This window comes from Ignatzschineria cameli, assembly GCF_003121895.1.
GTDB classification, from domain to species: Bacteria; Pseudomonadota; Gammaproteobacteria; order Cardiobacteriales; family Wohlfahrtiimonadaceae; genus Ignatzschineria; species Ignatzschineria cameli.
In genome coordinates, this window is record NZ_QEWW01000007.1 from 51502 (window position 1) to 73887 (window position 22386).

A 22386-nucleotide genomic window follows, 5' to 3' on the forward strand; every position below is an offset into this window, starting at 1 on the left:
TAAACTGCTATTAAACCGCTATAAAAATAGGAGACCCTCCTCGCTCTCCCCTAAAAATAGAAGAGTCATCACTAAAAGAGATTGGCGCTAATCCCTTGATTCTCTCCCACTATCACAGAGATATGACAAAAACTAAAAACTGATCCTTCCCTCTTTTATAAAGAGAGATAGATCTAAGCGATATCTTGCGGATACCTCCTTCAGCTTGCTCAAAATATATTTTTAAAAAAGAGTGAGCAATATCTTCTTTTTAAAAGAAGCGAGCGAAAAATAGACAATCTTTTTCTTCTCCCTTTTTCTTCTCCTTTTTTGCCTTTTCTTCCTTCTTTCTTCCCCCTTTCTTTACCTTCTCTTCTCTCCCTACTCATTCTCTTCTAGGGATAATTGGGGGATAATTTAAGGATAAAAATACAGAACAGAAAATAGCCCCACAAAAAAAGCCGGTAGCTAATCATAAACTACCGGCACTTTACAGCCCACTTTCGAAAGAGGTGTCGATTCAATTTTGGAGAGAGATCATCGCACCTCAATAAGAGATTAGGCAGTGTAAACTGGTTCTCCCGCAATATAGGTTGCCGCAATCGCTCGATCATCTCCCATCATCATCTGGATAAAGAGCGCCTCCTCTAAAGAGTCGGCATATTGCATACGGTATTCAATAATAGGGGTTGATTTGAGATCAAGAATAGCTAAATCAGCCTCCATTCCCACCGCAACAGCCCCTATTTTTGTCTCAAGGTTGAGTGCTTCAGCTGTGCCTCGCGTTGCTAGATAGAAGGCATGTAGTGAGGAGTAAGGCGCTCCATTGAGCTGTGCTGCTTTATACGCTTCATTCATTGTCTGCAAAATAGAGAAACTTGTGCCGGCACCTAGGTCAGTTCCTAATCCGACCTTGATCGCTCGCCCCTCCCCTTTCGCTGCTTGCAGATTAAACGCGCCACTTCCTAAGAAGAAGTTGGAAGTTGGGCAATGGGCAACAGCAGCCCCGCGCTCATGAAGGATTGAGAGCTCCCGCTCTGTTAAATGAACCCCATGGCCATAGATCGCCCGATCACGCAAAAGACCATATTGATCATAGACATCAGCATAATCACGCGCTTTTGGAAAGAGGCTACGAACCCACTCAATCTCATCAAGATTCTCTGAAATGTGGGATTGAATCAATGTATCGGGATACTCTGCCGCTAAAGCTCCCACCATCTCTAACTGCTCAACGGTTGAAGTTGGTGCAAATCGAGGAGTAATCACATACTCCGCACGCCCTTTTCCATGCCACTTCTCAATCAATGCTTTTGACTCATCATAGGCGCTTTGCGCTGTATCTAAGAGAGCTTCCGGGGCATTGCGATCCATACAGACCTTCCCCGCCATAATGCGCATATTGTGACGTGCTGCCTCGGTAAAGATCGCCTCAACCGATTCAGGAAAAACGGTACAGAAGATAGTTGAAGCGGTTACTCCATTTCGATGTTGCTCTTTTAAAAAGCGCTTTGCCACTTGATCGGCATAACTGCGATCTCTAAATTTCTGCTCGGCAATAAAGGTATATTGATTGAGCCAATCGATCAGTTGCTCTCCATAAGAAGCGATAATCTCTGTCTGAGGATAGTGAACATGGCTATCGATAAAACCTGGCAAAATAAGATGATCTCGATAGTGGGTAATAGCGATATTTTCTAAAGTGGGAAGCAATTGATCAGCGGGGCCTACTGCCGTAATGATTCCCTCTTCCATCACAATGATCGCATCTGCTAGATAGCTGTAACACTCAGCAATAGGTAAGAGAAAAGGATCTTGATGGAATGTTAATAACGCGCCACGAATCGCACGTTTTTCACCACTACGTTGATCTGCCTGCTGCATTGCTGCCGCTTCTACCACTCGACTCATCTTATCTACCCTCGCTCAATTTCCTTGCAAATGATCTCTGCATCATGATCTGTGCATCATCTACAATCATAAAAAAACTTCCGCAAATCTCTTTGTCGGAAGAATCTTTGTAGAAAGATACCATATTTTTACAAAAAACGATATCTTAAACAGTAGAACGATAAAACGCAGTCACGCAATAGGATTGCAACAGCGCTCGAATAATCTTCGAGCGATAATGCACCCTCTTAGCCATCCCTCTGCTAAAAGTGGGAAAAAAGCGTTATAATTAGCAACTATAACAGTTATATAAGGAGCGGAATAATGCCCAACGAAACCCAAAAGCCTGCCGATGACGGCATACTGATCGAAAGTGATACCTCTCTAGCGCCTGATCTTGTAGATCAAGTAATTGAGAAGTGGCAAGCAACGCCGCTCCGCGATCTCGACTTTACCGGGACTGAGATCATTGGTCGAATTGTCAGAATGGACTCATTTATCAGCAAGATGATCGATGAAAACTTATCGCGCTATCGCATCAATTTTGGGGATTTCAATATCTTAGCGGTTCTTCTAAGAGAGGAGAATCATCAACTTACGCCGGGGCGGATCCAAGAGCTGATCTTTGTCTCCTCTGGCGGCCTCTCTAATCGCATGATTCGCTTAGAAGCAAAGGGTCTTATTAAACGCTCAACGGATCCCAAAGATCGCCGTGGCGTAATCGTAACCCTCACCGAAGAGGGAAAAGCGCTTATTGAAAAGGTCGCCCCGACCCATATTGCGCTAGAGAACTCTCTAATCACTCATCTCTCCGATGAAGAGCGCCATATCTTTATTAAGCTTCTTAAAAAGACCCTATATCATGCAGAGAAGATGAGTTAATAACGATCAATCTTCAAAAAGACCGAATAATACCTCACCCTCTTTTCTCTATTTTCGACTCTCTACTTCTTAAAATGAAGCAATGGAGCGGGATCTTTCGCTAAGAGATCCCCAGCTTCTGGCTCTGTAATATCATAGATGCCATATCCTAGCGCCTCGATAAATTGCACCGCGCCCTTATTCTCACGATAGAGATCGATATAACTTGCGCCCTTTGCTTCTGCCGCTTGCATCAAAGCAGTACCAACACCTAATCGAATCCACTCTTTATCCACCGCAATACGCTCAACAGCATCCTCTTCGATAGCGACAACGCCAATTAATTCACCATCACAATAGGCGCCTAGTAATATGGATATTTCACTCAAAAGCGCGATTGTCTCTGCCTCAGTTGCAGGATAGAGCGGCTTTTGAACCGCGTTATTGATCTCCTCTAATCGCTGATAAAGCAGTGTTGCCGCAGAGGCTATCTCTTTTTCCGGCACCGGCGCAATACGATATGAGAAAGATTCCTTATCCACTTTATTACGCTCTTCTTCACCATTTTTTACAACATTCATCACGCGCTCCCTTTATCTCATTAAACTAACTAAACTGGCTGAACTCACCCGTCTGATTCAGCACTACGGCGCCTATCTTACACAAATCTTGATGACCATAAACCATCATAGACAAAAAAATGCCACCTTTAATTGGTGGGCAGCTCTATTACTATTGCTATTGCTATTGCTGTTACTATTGCCTATTACTGATTACTATTACTGATTAGGTAGGATCTTGCCCTTCCTACCCTTAATCACTTGACCTGTATGAGATTGCTTAATTAGGCTCCTCAATACGACCTGGCTTACGGTTAGGATTCTCATCATAGGCTTTTGCCACTTTAGAGAATTTAATTGCCACAACCGCACAGATATAGGCAAAGATCGCCCCTAAAACTGCACCGATCGGAACAATGATAAAGATCCGATAGGAGAAGGAGCTAATTCCCAACATCTGCGCAATCGGCTCATCGATAAAGAAGATAATACCTACGATCACTAGGAGATAGAAGAAGCTTAAGATAAATCCACGCTTTAAGGCTGTCAGGCGGAAAAGCCCTCCGAGATCCTGTTTCGCAAAGCTGCTCATCCAAAATCCTAAGATCAGTCCCAATGGTAAAATCGCAGAGAAGGTGATAGTTGAGAAGGGAACGATCTTACTCAGCTCCATCGCCGCATTATTGCCATCAGCTACCAACTTATTGAGAATGGTAAAGCCGAGAATATAGGAGATTAATGCAAATAGATTAAAGATGAAAAAAAAGGTTAAGGTAATTCTACCACTCTGATTCTGCTGATAGACTTGATCCGGCCGTGTTGTCATAACAAACTCCTTCCCACAAATATGCTAAGCTTGAGTCATTGCCATAGAGCGTCAATAGAAGCACAATCCCATTGTTCACCCTAATCGCGATAACCGATAGAGATGACCGATACCATTAAGCGAAAGATTCTTGCAAAAGAGCATACTTACAAAAACCTGCCAGCCGATAATGTATCGATAATGATTTAATTTCAATGGAATCATTCTAACATATTGACCCATTATTAAGATCGTTATAATCAAATTTAGTCTCAATTTTTATAATCAAACTGATAATCTAATTGATGACGATTCTTACAAATGGTTTTTTAAGATGGAGAGCTCAAACTGATCCTCAAAATGAGCGACTAAAAGAGGAGTTACCACAAGATCAAAGAAGATTTCAGCGATTAGGCGTATCCATTAGGAGTTATATGAAAATTTTACATACTGCCGATTGGCATCTTGGAAAGCTGATTCACGGCATCTATATGACAGAAGATCAGCGCGTTATTTTGGAGCAACTAACCGCTTACATCGAGCAAGAGCGCCCGGATCTTATCATCATTGCCGGCGATCTCTATGATCGAGCGATTCCCCCTGTTGAAGCGATTGAGCTCCTTGATCAATTTCTCCGAGAGATTGCGCTCAAAGCGGGGATTCCCATTATCGCAATTACCGGGAATCACGATAGTCCTAAGCGTCTTCAATTTGGCAATGAATTTCTCCAGAGCCAAGCATGCTACTTAGTCACTGAATTAGATCCAACCTTTACGCCGATTGTGCTCTCTGATTCATGGGGCGAGGTTCACTGCTACCCTATTCCCTATCTTGAGCCCTCTATGGTGCGCTATCTCTTGCAAGATGAGCAGATCACCGATCACGATAGCGCCCTAAAGGCGATCATTCAGCGGATCGAAAAACGATATAACCCCGATGTGCGCAATATTTTGATTCTCCATGCTTTTGTGACCCACTCCTCTTCGAGCGAAAAACTCACCTCCGATTCTGAGCGCCCCCTCTCCATTGGTGGAAGTGAATATGTCTCTGCCGAACATTTTGAGATCTTCGATTATGTCGCCCTAGGACACCTCCATCAAGCGCACTATATTAAAGATGAGCGTATTCAATACTCTGGCTCTCTCCTCAAGTACTCCCAATCGGAGGCAAATCATCGGAAAGCGATTTTAGAGATTGAGTTAGGCCCTAAAGGGGAGCTCTCTATTGAGAAGATCCACTTTACTCCAAGGCGAGATCTCCGGGAGGTTAAAGGATACTTAAAAGAGATTCTCCAGATGCCACAGAGTGAAGATTACTGCTTTGTCACCCTCCTAGATGAGACCCCCGTTTTGCAGCCGATGGCGCAGATCCGCACTGTTTTCCCCAATGCGATGCATGTTCAGCGCTTACCTCTCAATACGCCAATGTTTCACAAGGAACATTTAAGCACCCCTAAAAAGAAGCAGGAGGATGATCTTTCGCTCTTTACCGGCTTCTATCGCACTCTACTTAATAGAGAGCCCGATGCCGAGACCTTAAAAATATTTACCGATGCCATCGAGCAAGCAGAGAGAGAATAAAGGAGAATCACGATGCGCCCTATTCAATTAACCCTCACCGCATTTGGCCCCTATCATCAAACAGAAGTGATCGATTTTCGTCAACTTGCGCCACATAACCTCTTTGTGATCTCAGGAAAAACAGGTGCCGGCAAAACAACGATCTTTGATGGCATCGCCTATGCGCTCTATGGAGAACCTAGCGGAACCGATCGGAAAGAGGCGGTCTCTTCACTTCGCAGTGATTTTGTAACCGATGATCAGCCGACAACCGCGGAGCTGATCTTTGAATTACGGGGTCAGCGCTATCGTATCTTCCGGCAGCTTCCCTACCTAAAAAGGGGTAATAAGACACAAACACCGGGGAAAGCGGAGCTCTATCAGCTCAATGATGATGCACTTCAAGCTGATCTCTTTGCAGAGACGCCGCTTGTTGAACGGCAGATTCCCAATATGGTTAACCCCAAAATCGAAGAGCTCTTAGGGCTCAATCGGGATCAATTCAATCAACTTGTGATGCTCCCTCAAGGGGAGTATCAGCGCTTTTTAACCTCTAAAACAACGGAGAAAGAGGCTATTTTACGCACCGTCTTCAATACCGAACGTTATCAAACTGTGGTGGAGAATCTAAAAATGAGTGCCGATCGCGCGAAAGAGGAGGTAACAAAAACCCAAGCGCGTTATACCTCTCTGATCCAATCGATCCATCAGCAACTCCCCCAACGGGAATCCCCTTTCTTCGAGCACTTTCAAGAGGAGGGGGAGATTCAGATCAATAGTTTTCAAGCGATTGCTGGCCTAGAGATAGAAGCAGCATTTTATCAGGCAAAAGAGCGCACTATTCATAAAGAGATTGTGCAACAGGAAGAGATGATCAGCGCAGAGCAGGAGCGACTTGTAGAGAGTCGTTCGCTCAATGCTAAATTCCAAGAGTTAGAGAGTGCTCAAAAACATCTTCAAGCTCTCAGCGCAGAGCAGTTCACTATTAATGGCTTAAAGCATTCTGTCGATCTTTCGGAAAAAGCACTATCGATTGAGAAATTTGCCAATGATGCCATCCGGTTACGTAGAGAGCATGCTGAGGCAAAAGTTGAATTAGCAGCAGCTCAAGAGCGTTTCAAAGAGGCGGAATTGAGCCATCAATCTGCATTCGAAAAATATCAACTTGCGCAGGGAAAAGAGGAGCTTATCACCACCCTTAGTGAGGAGGTGACCCTTCTTGAGAGTCGAGAAAGAGATATTGCAACGCTTAACCAATATCAAATAGCTATCTCTCACAGCCAAGCGCAGATTACCCAGATTCAACAAGAGATAAATCGTTTAACCGATATTATCCAGAAAAAAGAGACGGAAAAGCGTGATTACCAGCAGAGAATAAAAAATGCTGAAGCTAGTAGCGATCCGATCGCGCAATATCAACAATTGCATAGCTACTTTCAACAGCTCTCCACACAACTTGAGAAGCAAAAGAGTGAACAAGCTGCTCTTCTATTACTTAAAGAAGAGAAGAAGAGAGGAGCAATTGCGCTTGAAAATGCGCAAAAAGCGCAGAAAGAGGCCGCGGCAAGATTCTATCAACAGCAAGCCTTAACGCTTATGCATACACTTGAAGCGGGCCAACCTTGCCCTGTTTGTGGCAGTCTCGAGCATCCTTATAAAACCGATGAAGCACCGATTGATCAAACAGATATCGATGTAACCGATGGATCTCCTATCAACCCCCAAGATGATTTTGAAGCGGCTAATCAGAATCTAATTACAACACAACGACGATATGATCAGCTGATCGATAGAGAAAAAGAGATTGATGAGCGGCTGCAACACATTGCTGAAGAGCTACAAGAAGAGTGGCAAAAAATTACCGATCTTCGCCAACAAGAGAGTGATTATATCGCGCCCTTGGCACTAGAGATCGCAACTTATGAGCTCACAGTTTCATCCCTTATTGCAAATAGCCAAAAAGTAGAGTCTGCCTTTATCGATAGCCAACACTCATTACAATTATTACGCACATTACGCCCCCAATTTGAAGCGATTGAAAGAGATTTGGTGCAGCATCAAACAGTGCTCGAACAACTGAAAGAATCTTATCAAAATGAGAAGCATCGCCTTACAGAGATGGAGAGTACGCTTAAATCAATCCTTCAAAATATTCCGGAAAATCTGCGCGATACTGCCGCCTATCGAAGCTATCTCGATCAGCAAAAAACGGCATTAACAACGCTTAAAACGCAACTTAAAGAGGCAGAAAAAAGAATACAGGAAGCAGAAAAAGAGCGAGCGCTGGCTTCTCAGAAGTTAGAGCAGCAGCAAATGCAACAAGAGAGACTCTCTCTTCACTTAGCGAAAGCGGAAGATGAGTTTCATAAGGCGCTCTTTCAAGCCCTTTTTATCAAAAGAGCAGATGATGGCACTGAGCTAGCAGATGAGGCACAATTTATCGAAGCGCAGCAACAGATTCCTCATCTTACGGTAAATCGCGCAAAGGTTGCCGAGTTTGAACGGCAATATCTCATTGCCAATGAAAAGGTCAATGCGCTAACAGAGGCTCTAACGGGGAAAGAGCCGATCGATCTCTCTGCCCTTGAGCAAAAGGTAAATTCAAATAGAGAACAGCTCATAAAGCTACAACGATCATTTAGTGAAAATCAGCAACTCATCTCTCATATTGAGCAGACGATTGCCGGGATTGGTAAGATCAGTACCGCTTTAGAGGCGGCGCGTTCTCTCCATGAAAAAACAGTTGAAGTCTATGATCTTGTCCGCGGGCAAAATAGCAGTCGTATCTCGCTCGAGCGTTTTATCTTGATCGAATATTTTGAAATGATTATTCACGCTGCCAATATTCGGCTTCAGCAGATGAGTAATGGTCAATTTCAATTTATGCGCTCCGAAGATATTGCTTCTCGCAATGTTCAAAGTGGTTTAGATCTCAATATCTATGATGCTTATACTGGGGAGAATCGGGATGTGAAGACACTCTCCGGTGGAGAGAAATTTAAAGCCTCGCTTAGCCTCTCCTTAGGGATGGCAGATGTAATTCAATCGCACAAAGGCGGGGTATCTATTGATACGCTCTTTATTGATGAAGGTTTTGGCGCACTCGATGAAGAATCTCTCCTCCAAGCGATAGATGTCCTTATCGAGCTCCAAGCCTCCGGACGCATGATCGGCGTGATCTCTCATGTAGAGGAGCTCAAGCAGACATTACCGGCGCGTATCGAAGTCACCAAAACAAAGAGTGGCTACAGCAAAACCGCTATTATTCATCACCAATAGTTTATAGGCACCATCGATGCCGACCCGCAGGCATGCGATGGTGATAAGAACAAAATGGTGAGTTCCCGCCCCTCAACAAACTTTCTTAAAAACCATAAGAATGATCCATTAAAACAAAACAAGCTGATGGATTGCCGGAGATTACTATCACACGCTTCCATAAGCTGCATGCCGGCAAATGGCGATCTTCTATCACCCACTATTTTCTTAGAACAAAAAGAGCTGTTGAGTTGCCGGAGATCACTATCGCATTCTTCCATAAATCTCACGCCGGCAAATGGCATCAAAGATGCCAAACCGCGGGCATGCACCGGTAAAAAGAACGAAATGGTTGGTTCCCGCCGCTCAACAACCCCTCTTATTGAATCAAAGATACAATAGATGTTGATGAAATCTGTATCGAAAAATAGAGAGGCATTCAGAAAACTATATTGAATTTCAATAGTGAATTTCCCACAATGGAAAAAGATCAACTAAATTCAAAAGGATTACTCACAATGACGAGGGAAAAGATGTTAGCGATAGAACTACCTGAAGAGATCTCTACACGATTGACTGCTTTAGCTCATAAAGCCGGTATCAGTGAGGAAGAGTATATTAAAGAAGCTCTTTTGGAACATATTATCGATATCGAAGAAGCTCAAATCGCAGAGCAAATTCTAGAACGTATCCATCAAGGTCAAGAGTCGTCCCATAGTAGTAAAGAAGTGAGAAGAAGACTTGGTCTGGAAAGTTGAATATTCTAATAAGGTTTTAAAAGTACTAAAAAAAATCGATAAAACTCATGCCAAACGTATAGTAGATGTCTTAGAGCTACAAATCGCTCAATTAGATGACCCCAGAATAAGGGGAAAAGCACTAAATGGAAATTTTAAAAACTTATGGCGCTATAGAGTCGGCGATTATAGGATCATCTGCGATATACAAGATAATCAATTAACAATTCTGGCTCTCTTTATCGGACATCGAAAGAGAATTTATAGATAACTAATCATATAAAAAATTTCTCAATCGCAGGAAATCACACCTTAACGATATTTCCCCGGCACTGAAAGTGCCGAATAGCGGGCATGCACCGGCAAAAAGAACGAAATGGTTGGTTCCCGCCCCTCAACAAACTTTCTTAAGAACCATAAGAATGATCAATTGAAACAAAACAGGCTGATGGATTGCCGGAGATCACCACTGCATCCTTCCATAAGTTGCATGCCGGCAATTGGCGATCTTCTATCACCCACTATTTTCTTAGAACAAAAAGAGCTGTTGAGTTGCCGGAGATCACTATCGCATTCTTCCATAAATCTCACGCCGGCAAATGGCATCAAAGATGTCAAACCGCGGGCATGCACCGGCAAAAAGAACGAGATGGTTGGTTCCCGCCTCTCCATAAGCCTTCTTAAGAACAATTCATCAAAATAGCAAAGGCTGAACGTTGCCGGATCTTACTATCGCGTATTTTCAGAAACCCCGCGCCGGCAGATGGCAATTTCTCAATCGCCAGCAATACCTTTTAGAGAGATGCTCTCGGCATCATCGATGCCAAACCGCGGGCATGCACCGGTAAAAAGAACGAAATGGTGAGTTCCCGCCGTTCAACAGACCTTCTTAAGAATTATTCCCTGATCATTACATTGGCCCTAAAGGCAGGCCTAAGCTGTAATAGATTAAAAAGAGAACCGTCCAACTACTGATAAAGATTAAACAGTACGGCAACATTATGGAGAGGAAGGTACCAAAACGAACCTTAGCATTATATTGCGCAATTAGGGCTAAAACCATCGGCAGATAGGGGTTTGTCGGTGAGATCACATTGGTGGTGGAATCCCCGATTCGATACGCCATCTGAATCGCTTCCGGCTCAACACCAACTAACATTAAGAGCGGCACAAAGACCGGCGCCATCATCGCCCATTGTGCAGAGCCACTAAAGACCACTAGATTGATCAACCCCGCTAAAATCACTAAAGCCCCCAACATCACCACATTGGGCAATTGAATCTCCGCCAATAGATCAGCCCCTGAGACTGCCAACCACATCGATAAATTGGTCCAGTTAAACCAACCGATAAATTGAGCAATAAAGAAGACTAAAACGATATAGCCTCCCACATTTTTAAGCGCATTTGCCAATAATGTAGGAAGATCATCAAAATGACGAATTATGCCGGCAAAGATCCCATAAACAATGGCGCAACTGATAAAGAAGGTCATAATAATCGGAATCATGCCACTTAAGAAGGGAGAAGGCACTAACCCTCCATTACTATTTCTTAAGGGGGAATCCTCCGGATAGAGCGTAGCAACAAGTAAAATAATAAAGAGTAACGCATAAAAACCGGTGATCTTTAATGCCCGCTTCTCTTTTGCCGTCACCTGATATGTATCACTCCCCACAGGAGCTAAGTTATCACGATAGTCGGCAGTAATGGGAAAACGGGGTTCGATAATCTTCTCAGTAATCCAAGTCCCTAAGATCGTTAAGAAAGGGACAGAGAGCAACATAAAGTACCAGTTTGCAGCCGGCGTAATCTCAACACCATTGATGATCTTAGACGCTTCATTAGTCACCCCCGAGAGAAGAACATCGGTCCCGGCAATAAAGATATTTGCAGTAAAGCCTGCCGCAACCGCAACAAACCCAGCACAGATCCCCACTATCGGATTTCGCTGCGTGGCAGCAAAGATAATCCCCGCTAAGGGAGGAACAAGTACAAAGGCCGCATCAGAAGCGAGATTCCCAACAATTCCAACAATAAAGATTGAAGCGGTTACAAAACGGCGTGGAGCATTGAGTAGTAGCGCCTTAATCGCCGAATCCGCTAAGCCTACCTCTTGCACTAGACCGACAGCGATCATCATACAGAGTACTAAACCAAGTGGCTTAAAATCGATAAAGTTACTCACCGTCGATTGCAGGATATAGACCAATCCCTCACCACTGATCAGATTACGAATCGAGACCACATCATTGGTAACCGGATGGATCACCTCTAAATTGATACCACTTAAAATCGCAGAGAGAACCGCAATTAAGAGACAAAAAATCACAAATAGATAGAGCGGATTGGGGATCTTATTCCCAAATGATTCCACCCGATCAAACCAACTACGTTTCTCCCCCACGCTTGAGGAATACTCTAAATTCTTCTGCTGCATCACTATCTCCTTTCTATTCTCATCCAATTGCACTCTTCTTTAAGGCAATTTTAACGCCAATCTTGACGTCCATTTTCACGCTCATCGGCACAACACTCTCTGCCATCAACCGATTGATAATGACTCGTAATTCTTCAACTTCCTCCGCTGCCCTACATCCGGCATCCATCTGTTATCTCCTTTCTAACTCAAAATGGCACTCGAAATCTCACTCGAAATCTCACTTGAAACTTCATTGGTGTAAGAGGTGACTAAACGCACCAAAAAGCTCGCTCCTAACGGCGTGATCTCATCATTGAAATCGTAACGACTATGATGAAGACCGATCAACCCGCCTCCTTCATCTTCATAGGCACCCCCATTTCCAATAAAGAGATAACAGCCCGGCACTCGCTCAAGATAGAAGGCAAAATCTTCACTAGTCATCTGCCGTTCAATATCGAGTTTTACACGCTCAGGTCCCACAAGCGCCCTGGCTACCGCCACAGCTCTTCTAGCTTCTGATTCACTACTGACCGTCACAGGATGGCTAATCGGTCCTAAACGCATCGTCGCCTCCATCCCAAAAGCGCGGCCCATACTCTCTACTAAGCATTGCAATTGTGCAAGGATTTTATGGCGCAATTTTTCATCATGAGTTCGAATCGTCCCCGCCATCGAAGCCTGACCGGCAATAGCATTTGTGGTCTCGCCGCCATGAATTTGGGTAATCGCTACCACAATAGGAGAGAGTGGATCCACCGTACGCGCTACTAAGCCTTGAATACCTTGATAGATATGGGTCGCAACAAGGAGTGGATCTTGCGTCAGATGGGGCATTCCCGCATGACCACTTACCCCCTTAATGGTGATAAAGATTCGATCAGAACTAGCCATAATAGAACCCGGCTTAATTGCAAAGGTCCCTGCCGGCAATGTGGGCCAATTGTGCATTGCATAGATCGCATCGAGTGGATAACGTGCTAGAAAATTCTCCTTGACCACAAGCTGCTCAGCACCGCCACGCCCCTCTTCAGCCGGTTGAAAGATCAAAATAACCCGCCCCGAAAAGTTGCGATGCTTGGCCAAATATTTCGCCGCCATCAATAACATCGTGGTATGCCCATCATGACCACAGGCATGCATCACGCCGGGATACTCCGAGCGATGAGAGAATTGATTCTGCTCCTCGATAGGTAACGCATCCATATCTGCCCGCAGACCGATCATCGGCCCCTCGCCATTCCCCTCAATCGTGGCGATCACTGCCGTCTTTGCAAAGGAGAGATCGATCTGATCGACACCATAATTTGTTAAGAGCTCCACCACTTTTGCCCGCGTGCCAGACTCTTCAAAGCCTAACTCCGGATGTTGATGCAAGGTTTGACGAATCGCTCTCGCCTCCGCTTGCCAGCCTTCAATCTCTTTTAAGATCGCCGCTGCCTCTCTCTCTTGCTGGGACACCCCAACATATTCAGAAATATTTCCCTGAATAGCGCCCTGCTCACTATTTCTCTCACTCTTTTGCATACAATTTTGAACGCTTCTTCGCTCACCTTCATTCATCGGTATGACTCCACTCTTCTACTCGATCATTCTGTTGATCTAGCAATTTTGCCCAGATCGCCCTAAAGAGCGCTTATTTCACCCTTTACCTCTTCCTATATACCCCATAATGGGGAAAGATGAAAGGTGGAATCGATCAGAGCGCTAAATCGAGTATCAGTGCCGAAAAGAGCGTTATCCCCCGAATAATATCGGCCGAATCACTCAACTCCTCATGATGATGGCTCAATCCTGCAACCGAAGGAATAAAGAGCATTGCCGTCGGCATCACCTGCGCCATAAAGGCAGCATCATGCCCGGCACCACTTAAGAGATGATGATAACGATAGCCGAGATGCTCTGCCCACTTGATCGCTTGCTGCTGTAAGATCGAATCGAAAGGAACCGGTGCCGTACTTGAGAGAAAACTGATCTCACTAGAGAGTCCCTCACATTGATCGATCTTTTGTTGATATTGCTCTAGTTGCTGCAAAAATTGATCCCGATATTTTCTCTGAGAGAAGCGGATATCCACCACCAATTGCGCCGATCCTGGAACAACATTGATTACATTAGGTGCCGTCAAGAGGCGACCACAAGTTGCGACAAAGTAGCCCTGCTCTAAAGTTGCTTTTTCGGCAATTTCACAAGCAAGTTGATTGATCTTCACAATCAATGCTGAAGCGCCGACAAGTGCATCAGCTCGTAGATTCATCGGTGTTGTGCCAGAATGATTACAGCGCCCAGAGATAGTGATCTCAACACGATCGATCCCCACAATGCCGGAGACAATCCCGATCTCTCTATCGAGCGCTTCTAATAGTGGCCCTTGCTCAATATGAAGCTCAAGAAAACGATCCCCCTCCCGCGGTTGCAAGCGATCGGTGATAAAAGGAGCGCGCCCGCCCATACGTACAATGGCATCTGCTAACAACTCATCCGTAAGAGGATGTTTACGAACGAGATCCTGAGCGCTTAAATACCCCGTTAAAGCACGGCTACCAATGCATGAGAGTCCCCAATCGCTACTCTCTTCTGCTAAAAAATCAATCAACTCTAAGGAGTAATATGGCCTAATTCCTGAAGCAACCACCGTGCGCAGTAGCGCGATACCGGCAATCACCCCTAAAATGCCATCATAGAGGCCTCCGCCCGGCACCGTATCACTATGGGAACCAAAGTAGAGGGTCTCCTCTCGCTCTCCCGCTAGACGCGCGCGCAAATTGCCGCCGGCATCATAGTAAGGTTTTAACCCTAAAGCCTCTAATTGCTCTATAATCCACGCTCTTCCTGCGAGATAGCGATCGGTAAAAGCTCTACGAGTATAAGGCAGCTCAGGATCGGTAAAGGATTTTAACGCGGCAAAGTCAGCAAAAATCTGCGCTTGATCGATCCTTTCCACGAATGCCGCTATTGCAAGATCACGATCTTCCCCCACCTGTCGCCCTGCTCTCTCCTCCTTATCTCTTTTCTCATTTTCACTCCATTGATCTCTCATCATCTTAGCCTCCATCTTCTTCATCTCCTTCATCTCTCTTTTCATCCGTTTTTATCCCTCTTCATCCCCCTTCAGCTCCCACATCACACCTCTTCTCCTCTACAATTATGCCGCTGATCTTCGCGACTCTGCGGAGAGACTCAACAGCACTACTCAGCCACAATACTCAATGGCAATTATTGGTGAACATGTTCCTGAACATGCTAAAATAGTACCCATTTTTAATCTGTGATTCATCATGAATGATGGGATACCACTTAATCGATCGATAAATCTATGAGGAGTTGTAGATGACAACCTATCCACGCGCCCAATTGCATCGCCGACTTGGCGCCCTGCTTTATGATATTCTCTGTATCTTTGCCCTCGAGATGGTCATTGCTGTGATCTTTCTTCCTTTCAATGGTGGCAATGCGATCGAGGCGGGCCATCCTCTCTTTCCTCTTCAGCGAACGCTCTTTGCGTTACTTCCCTTTCTCTACTTTCTCTTCTTCTGGCTCAGAGATGCCCACACCACCGGAATGCGCGCCTGGCGCCTGCGAATCGAACAGATCGATGGTCGCCCAATTACCGCACAAAAAGCGATTTTACGCCTCTTAGCCGCAATTCTTAGCTGGATTCCCCTCGGCTTAGGCTTTCTTTGGGTCTTTGTCTCCCCAACGCGCCTTGCCTGGCACGATAAACTCTCCGGCACTGAGATTATTCAACTTCCCAAAAAAGAGAAACAGTCTACCCAAAAGCACGCTTAAGTTATGAAAAAAATAGCCCTCCCCTCTCGCTCGATCCCCGCACAGAAACGCACTATTGAGTGGGAGATTGAAAATCCCGCCCACTTTGCACTCAACTTGGTCAACTCCGCAAAGAGTAGCGATCAAACCTTAGTGGTGATTGTCAATGATATGCGTAAGGCTGAGAATCTAGCGGCTGATTGTACCTTTTTTGGGGGCGATGCGGCGATCTTCCCTGATACGGAGACGCTTCCCTACGACCCTTTCTCCCCACAGATCGATATCATCTCCGAGCGTCTCTCGCTACTTTTTCATCTAAAGGCGGGAAAGCGCAAGATTGTTATTATCACCATTCCCACCCTTCTTGAGCGTCTTCCCCCACGGGAATTCTTCGATGCGAATGTCCTTCTCTTTAAATGTGGCGATATTATCGATCGGGAGCAGTTTCGCCTCAATCTTGAAGCGGCGGGGTATCTTGCTGTCTCTAATGTTCTCTCACCGGGAGAATTCTCCGCGCGTGGCTCACTCTTCGATCTCTTTCCGATGGGGGAGAAGGCGCCGCTACGGATCGATTTTTTCGACAATGAGATCGATTCGATCCGCACCTTCGATCCGGAGAGTGGAGATACCATTGCAACTTTTGAGCAGCTCTCTCTCCTGCCGACACGTGAGCTCGATATGAGCGAAAAGGGTTTAAAGACCTTCGCCCAAAAATATCAATCCACCTTTACCGATGATCCTGCGATCTTGGGTAAATCCCATATCTATCAAGAGACGATCAAGGGGAATCTTCCCTCCGGCATTGAAAATTATATGCCTCTCTTCTTCGAGAATAGTGCCACCTCCTTCGATTACTTACCGGCAGCAACAACATTGATTCTCTACCCCCATGTTGAGCAGGAAGCGCTCCGCTTTCAGGAGCTAATTGAGACTCGCTTTGAGCGCTATCGCAACGATCATCTTAAACCGATTCTGCCACCAACGCGGCTCTATCTCACGCCCAAAGGCGCCGAGAGCCTCATTGCCAACTATCCACAGATCGATCTACGCTTCACCACCCAATTTCAACCCTCCATCGATCTTAGAGCTTTAAAAGAGCAAGCAGAATCGGGGAAAAGCCCACTCTTTCTCTGTGCGGAGACCTCCGGACGCCGGGAAAATCTACTCAATCGTTTAGCCAATGAAGAGATTACCCCGGTAGTAAGCCCCTCTTTAAAAGAGGCGTTTAATGCACCAATGCCGCTCGTTCTTCTCACCGGCGCGTTGAGCCAAGGTTTCTCTAATGATAAGCCCCCCTTTCGGATGGTGACAGAGGCGGAATTTTTAGGGGTTAAACCGCGAGAGTATCGAGCAAAAGGGAAAGTAGCCGATATTGAGGCGATGTTAACGAACCTCGATACGCTCGAGATCGGTGATCCTATTATCCACATCAATCATGGGATTGGGCGCTATGCCGGCATGGATATTATCGATGATACCGAATTGGTGGTCATTCAATATCGCGATAATGCAAAGCTCTATGTTCCTGTCACCTCGCTCGATCTTCTCTCTAAATATTCCGGCAGTGAAAAAAGTAGCGCGCCGCTCCATAAACTGGGCTCCGACCAGTGGGATAAAGCCAGAAGAAAAGCGGCCGAAAAGGCTAATGATACCGCTGCTGAACTTCTCGATATCTATGCTCGTCGAGAAGCGCAATCGGGTAAAGGAATGACACTTCCTGAGGAGTATAGCGCCTTTGCTGAGAGTTTCCCCTATAAGACAACGCCCGATCAACAGCGGGCTATCGATGCTGTTTTAGCTGATCTTGAGATCGGGAAGATGGATCGCATTGTTTGTGGTGATGTCGGTTTTGGTAAAACAGAGGTGGCAATGCGCGCCGCTTTTATGGCTGCAATGAATGGTTATCAAGTCGCCATCTTAGCTCCCACAACCCTTCTTGCTGAGCAGCATGCTACCGCTTTTGAGGATCGTTTTGCCGATTGGCCTATTAAGATTGCAGCGCTCTCTCGCTTTCGAAAGAGTAAGGAGACGCGCGAGATTCTAGCAGCCCTCGCTGCGGGGGAGATCGATATCATTATCGGTACCCATCGCCTTCTATCAGAAGATACCCGTTTTCATAACTTAGGGTTAGTCATTATCGATGAAGAGCATCGCTTTGGCGTTAAACAGAAAGAGCGTCTTCGTGCTTTACGGGCGGAAGTTAACTTTATGGCAATGACGGCAACGCCAATTCCACGAACGCTCAATATGGGATTAACGGGACTTAAAGCGCTCTCAATTATTGCAACCCCTCCGGAGAATCGAATTGCGGTTCAAACCTTTGTGAATGAGTGGAGTGATGAGCTGATTGTAGAAGCTTGTATGCGCGAATTTAAACGGGGCGGACAGGTCTATTTTCTCCACAATGAGGTTAAAAGTATCGAGCTTGTTGCAGAGCGTCTCAATGCATTGATGCCCAATATCGCTATCGGAATGGCTCATGGGCAGATGCATGAAAATGAGCTAGAAAAAGTGATGCTCGATTTCTATCATCATCGCATCAATATTCTCCTTTGCACCACCATTATTGAATCGGGGATTGATGTGCCTAATGCCAATACGGTCATTATCAATCGTGCTGATCATCTCGGGCTTGCGCAGCTTCATCAGATTCGTGGGCGCGTCGGTCGTTCCCATCATCGTGCTTTCTGTTATCTCATTGTTCCTGAAGCAGCGGCAATGACAAGTGATGCAAAAAAACGGATTGAAGCGATCGCCACAACCGATACATTAGGTGCCGGCTTTATGCTCGCTAATCACGATCTAGAGATACGTGGTGCCGGGGAGCTTCTTGGCGATCAACAAAGTGGTGAGATCAATGCCATCGGCTTCTCGCTCTACATGGAGCTTTTAAGTGAAGCGGCGGAGATGATTAAGCGCGGTGGTAAGCTCGATGTTGCAGATCCTTTCAATAAAGGATTAGAGATCACCATCGGTGCGCCGGCCCTTATTCAAGAAGATTTTATCTTCGATGTGGCAATTCGTCTCTCCTACTATAAGCGAATCGCAAGTGCAAAAAGTATCGATGCACTCGATCAGATTCAGATCGAAATGATCGACCGATTTGGTCTTCTCCCCGATGCAACCAAGCGGCTCTTTAAACTTACAGAGCTCAAATTGAGAGCAAAACCCCTCAACTTGAAGAAGATAGAGGCCAACGATCAAGGTGTTCGCATTCTCTTTGGAGAGCAACCGCGTATCAATACACCAAAATTAATCAGCCTCATTCAGGAGCAACCCCAGTTTTATCAGCTCCAAGGGCAAGAAGCGTTACGCTACAAACTCCCTCTAGAGAGCCCCGAACTCCGAATCAATGCCATCAGCCGCCTGATCGATCTTCTCAGCTAATAACAAGAAGATCACAACCTGCCGGCGAGAGGTCCATGGAAATACGCGATAGTGAGACCCGGCAGCGTTCAGCCTCGTTTCTCTCAATTAATTCTGATTAATGATTCTTAAGAGAGTTTATTGAGAGGCGGGAGCCGACCATTTCGTTCTTTTCACCACTGCATGCCCGCCGGCTGGCGCCTTCAGCACTGGGAAATGCACTACTATTGCGCAATAATTGCCGGGGATTGAGAGCGCCTCTTGCCGGCATGCGATTTTTAGAAGTATGCAATGGTAATCTCCGGCAACTCATCAGCTTTTTTATGTCAAAAAATAGTCGGTGATAGAAGATCACCACCTGCCGGCGAGAGGTCCATGGAAGTACGCGATAGTAAGATCCGGCGACGTTCAGCCTCTTTTTTCTCAATAACTCTTTCTTAATAAGACAAAAATAGAAATGCCACCATGATTGCTCATTGGTGGCATTTTAATCACTTCTTTGATAAAGCATTTACACTCTATGACATTGATTTTGTCATAAAAGTGTTTCGATTAGTTTGCTTTATGAAGAATTTGTTGTACTAAGAGTTGAATTTTCTCTTGTGGAATATGTAAGTTAGGTGCCATTGGAATAGGACCCCAAACACCTGAACCACCATTTGTTACTTTCTCAACAAGATAGGTTTCTGCACCATCGTCATCTTTATACTTTTCATACACTTCATCATAGCTTGGGCCGATTAACTTGCTATCTTGACGATGGCAAGCGAAGCAGCCAGATGCTGTTGCAAGTTCAGGATCAACCTGTGCAAAGGTCGGAACTGAGAGTGCTGCAAATGAAGCGGCAATAAGAAGAATTTTTTTCATATGAATTTCCTTTTAATTGAATGATTCATCATCATTGAAGTCTACTGTGATACTGCTGATCTCTATTGTGATCAAATGCCTCTGCTCGGAGCGGATCCACAATAGATATAACCATCAATCACATCCATATCACTTCTATTCTACCAGAATCACCCACTATTCTACCGTTAAATGGGAATATTTACTCTATATTTTTGTATATCAATTTTCAAATTATTGAAGGGAGCACACTAGCCTCTTCCCTTCTATTATTGATCGCAAGACTTAATCGATCTACTTCTTGCTCTCCCCTTTCTTAGGCATTTCCCAATTTTCCACATGAATTGGCTCTAAACGATTACGAACTAAAGTATGATCTTTAACATCTTTCGGCACAATTGAACCTGCCGCCGTTGCCGCATGATGACCAATTTTAACCGGGGCAATCAATGAACTATTTGAGCCAATAAAAGCATGATCACCGATAATTGTCTGATGTTTATTGGCGCCATCGTAGTTGCAAGTAATCACGCCGGCACCGATATTGCTCTCTCTACCAATTGTGGCATCCCCTAAGTAGGCAAGATGAGATGCTTTTGCACCATCGGCAAGGGTACTATTTTTAGTCTCTACAAAGTTGCCGATACGGGTGTTATCCCCTAATTTACTATTCTCACGAATACGCGCAAAAGGTCCGATGGAGGCATTTGCGCCGATTGAGGCATTCTCAATTACTGAGTAAGGGTGAATAATGGTGTTATCGCCAATGACCACATTCTTTAAGACGCTACCGGTACGAATCACCACATTTTTACCTAAGACCACGTTTCCTTCTAAAATAACATTGGCCTCGATATGGCAATCGAGATCATTCTGAACATATCCTCGAATAGTCAAAGAATCGGGATGATCGATCGTAATTCCGTTAAGCATCAAGTTTTTAGCCATCTCTTGTTGATAATAGCGCTCAAGATTAGCTAATTGAATGCGATCGTTAACGCCTTGAATCACCGCAGGATCTTCACTAATCGTGTGGATCGTAATCTCATTTTGAACCGCCAATTTAGCAACATCGGTAAGGTAATACTCATTTTGCTGATTATCATTGGTAATTTGTGGAAGTGCCTCTTTTAAGAAGTTTTGGCAGATAGCAAAAATTCCGGTATTGATCTCTTTGATCTCTTTCTCCGTCTCATTGGCATCTTTCTCTTCAATGATGGCAATCATATGGTGATTATGATCACGGATAATACGGCCATAACCGGTAGGATCTTCCACCGAAGAGATCAGCCAATTAAGTCGGGTATTTTCCGCATTTTTAACCAGCTTCTCCAATGTCTCCGCACGAATTAATGGGGTATCGCCATAGAGCACTAAAACAGTAGAATCCTCAATGGTATAAGGAAGTGCATACTTCATTGCATCACCGGTTCCCTCAAAGGTCTCCTGTTTTGCCCAGGTGATATCATCATGATGGGTAAAGGCAGCTTGTAACTCTTCACCACGATGACCATAGACAACCACTAAACGATCGGGATTAAGCTTTCTTGCACTCTCTAAGACATGTTCAAGCATTGGCTTGCCGCCAATTTTATGGAGAGGTTTGGGAAGTGCTGATTTCATTCTAGAACCAAGACCTGCCGCTAGAATGACGATGGAAAGCTTTTTCATATCCTAAATTCCTTATCTTTTGATAATACTTATCTATTACTTATCTATTAATACATATATATCTTTATATTAATACTTATCTAATACTGATCGATGTCTGTTTATCGACCAGTAGTTTATCGACCAGTATCTATCTATTAACTTCTATCGTTCAAAATCGATCTCCCCATTTTAATCTTTTATGCCACCTACTTCAGGAAATTTTCGGTAAAACGGTATAAGGTCAAGCTTTAGGGGTCATTTTCCGGCATCAAGGATGCCGAACGGCGGGCATGCAGTGGTAAAAAGAGCGCGATGGTCGGCTCCCGCCTCTCAATGAACCTTCTTAAAGATAATTAATCAGAATTAATTGAGAGAAAAGAAGCTGAACGTTGCCGGATCTCACTATCACATGCTTCCAGAAATTACGTACCGGCAGATGGTGATCTTCTATCACCAACTATTTTTTGACATAAAAAAGGCTGTTGAGTTGCCGGATCTTACTATCGCGTACTTCCATGGACCTCGCGCCGGCAAGGGGGCATCATCGATGCCGAACAGCGGGCATGCAATTGCTAAAAGAACGAAATAGTTGGCTCCCGCCTCTCAAAAAACCTTCTTATGAATCATTGATCAGAATTAATTGAGAGAAAAGAAGCTGAACGTTGCCGGATCTCACTATCAC

At 44.9% G+C, this 22386-nt stretch carries 21 protein-coding genes; 10 read left to right on the forward strand and 11 right to left on the reverse strand.

All coding sequences use genetic code 11. The features are described from left to right. Positions 1-209: 209 nt before the first annotated feature. Complete coding sequence (locus DC077_RS10885) at positions 210-368, reverse strand: hypothetical protein (RefSeq protein ID WP_157953522.1); 159 nt, start codon at positions 366-368, stop codon at positions 210-212. A gap of 169 nt (positions 369-537) precedes the next feature. After that, the gene (guaD, locus tag DC077_RS08670; protein WP_109202100.1) at positions 538-1863 is read right to left on the reverse strand and encodes a guanine deaminase; all 1326 of its coding nucleotides are present in this window, start codon (positions 1861-1863) and stop codon (positions 538-540) included. 330 nt (positions 1864-2193) lie between these two features. Between guaD and DC077_RS08675 the strand changes: the two genes are divergently transcribed. Continuing rightward, on the forward strand, positions 2194-2751 hold the full coding sequence (locus DC077_RS08675; RefSeq protein ID WP_109202067.1) for a MarR family winged helix-turn-helix transcriptional regulator: 558 nt from the start codon (positions 2194-2196) through the stop codon (positions 2749-2751). A 62-nt stretch (positions 2752-2813) separates the two neighbouring features. Here the strand turns inward: DC077_RS08675 and DC077_RS08680 are convergent, their stop codons facing one another. Together DC077_RS08680 and DC077_RS08685 are read right to left on the reverse strand one after the other, a co-directional pair. Next, entirely contained in the window at positions 2814-3311 is a 498-nt protein-coding gene (locus DC077_RS08680) for a GNAT family N-acetyltransferase (protein ID WP_109217965.1), read from the reverse strand. Positions 3312-3570: 259 nt separating this feature from the next. After that, positions 3571-4116, reverse strand: a complete 546-nt coding sequence (locus tag DC077_RS08685; protein WP_109202065.1) for a hypothetical protein — start codon at positions 4114-4116, stop codon at positions 3571-3573. Positions 4117-4529: 413 nt separating this feature from the next. Between DC077_RS08685 and DC077_RS08690 the strand changes: the two genes are divergently transcribed. From DC077_RS08690 to DC077_RS10695, 6 genes are all read left to right on the forward strand, one after another. Then, positions 4530-5675, forward strand: coding sequence for an exonuclease SbcCD subunit D (locus DC077_RS08690; RefSeq protein WP_109217966.1), 1146 nt, complete (start codon positions 4530-4532; stop codon positions 5673-5675). A gap of 12 nt (positions 5676-5687) precedes the next feature. Next, positions 5688-8933, forward strand: coding sequence for an AAA family ATPase (locus DC077_RS08695; RefSeq protein WP_109217967.1), 3246 nt, complete (start codon positions 5688-5690; stop codon positions 8931-8933). Between the two features lie 54 nt (positions 8934-8987). Then, positions 8988-9314: a hypothetical protein gene (locus DC077_RS10690; protein WP_133243546.1), complete on the forward strand. Its 327-nt coding sequence runs from the start codon at positions 8988-8990 to the stop codon at positions 9312-9314. Positions 9315-9391: 77 nt separating this feature from the next. Then, positions 9392-9670 carry a type II toxin-antitoxin system RelB family antitoxin gene (relB, locus tag DC077_RS08700; RefSeq protein WP_133243547.1) on the forward strand — a complete coding sequence of 93 codons (279 nt, stop codon included), beginning with the start codon at positions 9392-9394 and terminating at the stop codon, positions 9668-9670. After that, a complete protein-coding gene (locus DC077_RS08705; RefSeq protein ID WP_109217969.1) occupies positions 9654-9920 on the forward strand; it encodes a type II toxin-antitoxin system RelE family toxin in 267 nt (88 codons plus the stop codon). The genes relB and DC077_RS08705 overlap by 17 nt, the downstream gene beginning before the upstream one ends. A 182-nt stretch (positions 9921-10102) precedes the next feature. Next, positions 10103-10333 carry a hypothetical protein gene (locus DC077_RS10695; protein WP_133243548.1) on the forward strand — a complete coding sequence of 77 codons (231 nt, stop codon included), beginning with the start codon at positions 10103-10105 and terminating at the stop codon, positions 10331-10333. Between the two features lie 226 nt (positions 10334-10559). Here DC077_RS10695 and DC077_RS08710 read toward each other — a convergent pair whose 3' ends face one another. The 4 genes from DC077_RS08710 to DC077_RS08720 all read right to left on the reverse strand — a co-directional run bounded on the left by DC077_RS08710 (position 10560) and on the right by DC077_RS08720 (position 15156). Continuing rightward, on the reverse strand, positions 10560-12089 hold the full coding sequence (locus DC077_RS08710) for an AbgT family transporter (protein WP_109217970.1): 1530 nt from the start codon (positions 12087-12089) through the stop codon (positions 10560-10562). Positions 12090-12108: 19 nt separating this feature from the next. Beyond that, positions 12109-12258: a hypothetical protein gene (locus tag DC077_RS10890; RefSeq protein ID WP_157953523.1), complete on the reverse strand. Its 150-nt coding sequence runs from the start codon at positions 12256-12258 to the stop codon at positions 12109-12111. Between the two features lie 14 nt (positions 12259-12272). Then, the gene (locus DC077_RS08715; protein ID WP_239990395.1) at positions 12273-13634 is read right to left on the reverse strand and encodes an amidohydrolase; all 1362 of its coding nucleotides are present in this window, start codon (positions 13632-13634) and stop codon (positions 12273-12275) included. Positions 13635-13770: 136 nt separating this feature from the next. Next, positions 13771-15156, reverse strand: a complete 1386-nt coding sequence (locus tag DC077_RS08720) for a hydantoinase/carbamoylase family amidase (RefSeq protein ID WP_109217971.1) — start codon at positions 15154-15156, stop codon at positions 13771-13773. Positions 15157-15401: 245 nt separating this feature from the next. Here DC077_RS08720 and DC077_RS08725 point away from each other — a divergent pair, with 245 nt between their 5' ends. Together DC077_RS08725 and mfd are read left to right on the forward strand one after the other, a co-directional pair. Then, positions 15402-15860 (forward strand): RDD family protein, encoded by a 459-nt coding sequence (locus tag DC077_RS08725; protein ID WP_109217972.1) that lies wholly within the window; start codon positions 15402-15404, stop codon positions 15858-15860. Between the two features lie 3 nt (positions 15861-15863). Continuing rightward, positions 15864-19226: a transcription-repair coupling factor gene (mfd, locus tag DC077_RS08730; protein WP_109217973.1), complete on the forward strand. Its 3363-nt coding sequence runs from the start codon at positions 15864-15866 to the stop codon at positions 19224-19226. A gap of 97 nt (positions 19227-19323) precedes the next feature. On the opposite strand, the gene DC077_RS10700 is transcribed toward mfd, so the two are convergent. From DC077_RS10700 to glmU, 3 genes are all read right to left on the reverse strand, one after another. Next, the gene (locus DC077_RS10700; protein ID WP_133243436.1) at positions 19324-19632 is read right to left on the reverse strand and encodes a hypothetical protein; all 309 of its coding nucleotides are present in this window, start codon (positions 19630-19632) and stop codon (positions 19324-19326) included. A 125-nt stretch (positions 19633-19757) separates the two neighbouring features. Further along, on the reverse strand, positions 19758-20072 hold the full coding sequence (locus tag DC077_RS08735) for a c-type cytochrome (protein ID WP_094567456.1): 315 nt from the start codon (positions 20070-20072) through the stop codon (positions 19758-19760). A gap of 273 nt (positions 20073-20345) precedes the next feature. Further along, entirely contained in the window at positions 20346-21722 is a 1377-nt protein-coding gene (gene glmU / locus DC077_RS08740) for a bifunctional UDP-N-acetylglucosamine diphosphorylase/glucosamine-1-phosphate N-acetyltransferase GlmU (protein WP_109202056.1), read from the reverse strand. Positions 21723-22113: 391 nt separating this feature from the next. On the opposite strand from glmU, the gene DC077_RS08745 reads away from it, so the two are divergent. Further along, the gene (locus DC077_RS08745) at positions 22114-22293 is read left to right on the forward strand and encodes a hypothetical protein (protein ID WP_109217974.1); all 180 of its coding nucleotides are present in this window, start codon (positions 22114-22116) and stop codon (positions 22291-22293) included. The last annotated feature ends 93 nt before the right edge of the window (positions 22294-22386 follow it).

Bases quoted from the DNA above. Each gene is read 5' to 3' on its own strand.
- DC077_RS10885 (WP_157953522.1), bottom strand. From the start codon at position 368: ATGAGTAGGGAGAGAAGAGAAGGTAAAGAAAGGGGGAAGAAAGAAGGA.
- guaD (WP_109202100.1), bottom strand. From the start codon at position 1,863: ATGCAGCAGGCAGATCAACGTAGTGGTGAAAAACGTGCGATTCGTGGC.
- DC077_RS08675 (WP_109202067.1), top strand. From the start codon at position 2,194: ATGCCCAACGAAACCCAAAAGCCTGCCGATGACGGCATACTGATCGAA.
- DC077_RS08680 (WP_109217965.1), bottom strand. From the start codon at position 3,311: ATGAATGTTGTAAAAAATGGTGAAGAAGAGCGTAATAAAGTGGATAAG.
- DC077_RS08685 (WP_109202065.1), bottom strand. From the start codon at position 4,116: ATGACAACACGGCCGGATCAAGTCTATCAGCAGAATCAGAGTGGTAGA.
- DC077_RS08690 (WP_109217966.1), top strand. From the start codon at position 4,530: ATGAAAATTTTACATACTGCCGATTGGCATCTTGGAAAGCTGATTCAC.
- DC077_RS08695 (WP_109217967.1), top strand. From the start codon at position 5,688: ATGCGCCCTATTCAATTAACCCTCACCGCATTTGGCCCCTATCATCAA.
- DC077_RS10690 (WP_133243546.1), top strand. From the start codon at position 8,988: ATGGTGAGTTCCCGCCCCTCAACAAACTTTCTTAAAAACCATAAGAAT.
- relB (WP_133243547.1), top strand. From the start codon at position 9,392: ATGGAAAAAGATCAACTAAATTCAAAAGGATTACTCACAATGACGAGG.
- DC077_RS08710 (WP_109217970.1), bottom strand. From the start codon at position 12,089: ATGCAGCAGAAGAATTTAGAGTATTCCTCAAGCGTGGGGGAGAAACGT.
- DC077_RS10890 (WP_157953523.1), bottom strand. From the start codon at position 12,258: ATGGATGCCGGATGTAGGGCAGCGGAGGAAGTTGAAGAATTACGAGTC.
- DC077_RS08715 (WP_239990395.1), bottom strand. From the start codon at position 13,634: ATGAATGAAGGTGAGCGAAGAAGCGTTCAAAATTGTATGCAAAAGAGT.
- DC077_RS08720 (WP_109217971.1), bottom strand. From the start codon at position 15,156: ATGAAAAGAGAGATGAAGGAGATGAAGAAGATGGAGGCTAAGATGATG.
- DC077_RS08725 (WP_109217972.1), top strand. From the start codon at position 15,402: ATGACAACCTATCCACGCGCCCAATTGCATCGCCGACTTGGCGCCCTG.
- mfd (WP_109217973.1), top strand. From the start codon at position 15,864: ATGAAAAAAATAGCCCTCCCCTCTCGCTCGATCCCCGCACAGAAACGC.
- DC077_RS08735 (WP_094567456.1), bottom strand. From the start codon at position 20,072: ATGAAAAAAATTCTTCTTATTGCCGCTTCATTTGCAGCACTCTCAGTT.
- glmU (WP_109202056.1), bottom strand. From the start codon at position 21,722: ATGAAAAAGCTTTCCATCGTCATTCTAGCGGCAGGTCTTGGTTCTAGA.
- DC077_RS08745 (WP_109217974.1), top strand. From the start codon at position 22,114: ATGCTTCCAGAAATTACGTACCGGCAGATGGTGATCTTCTATCACCAA.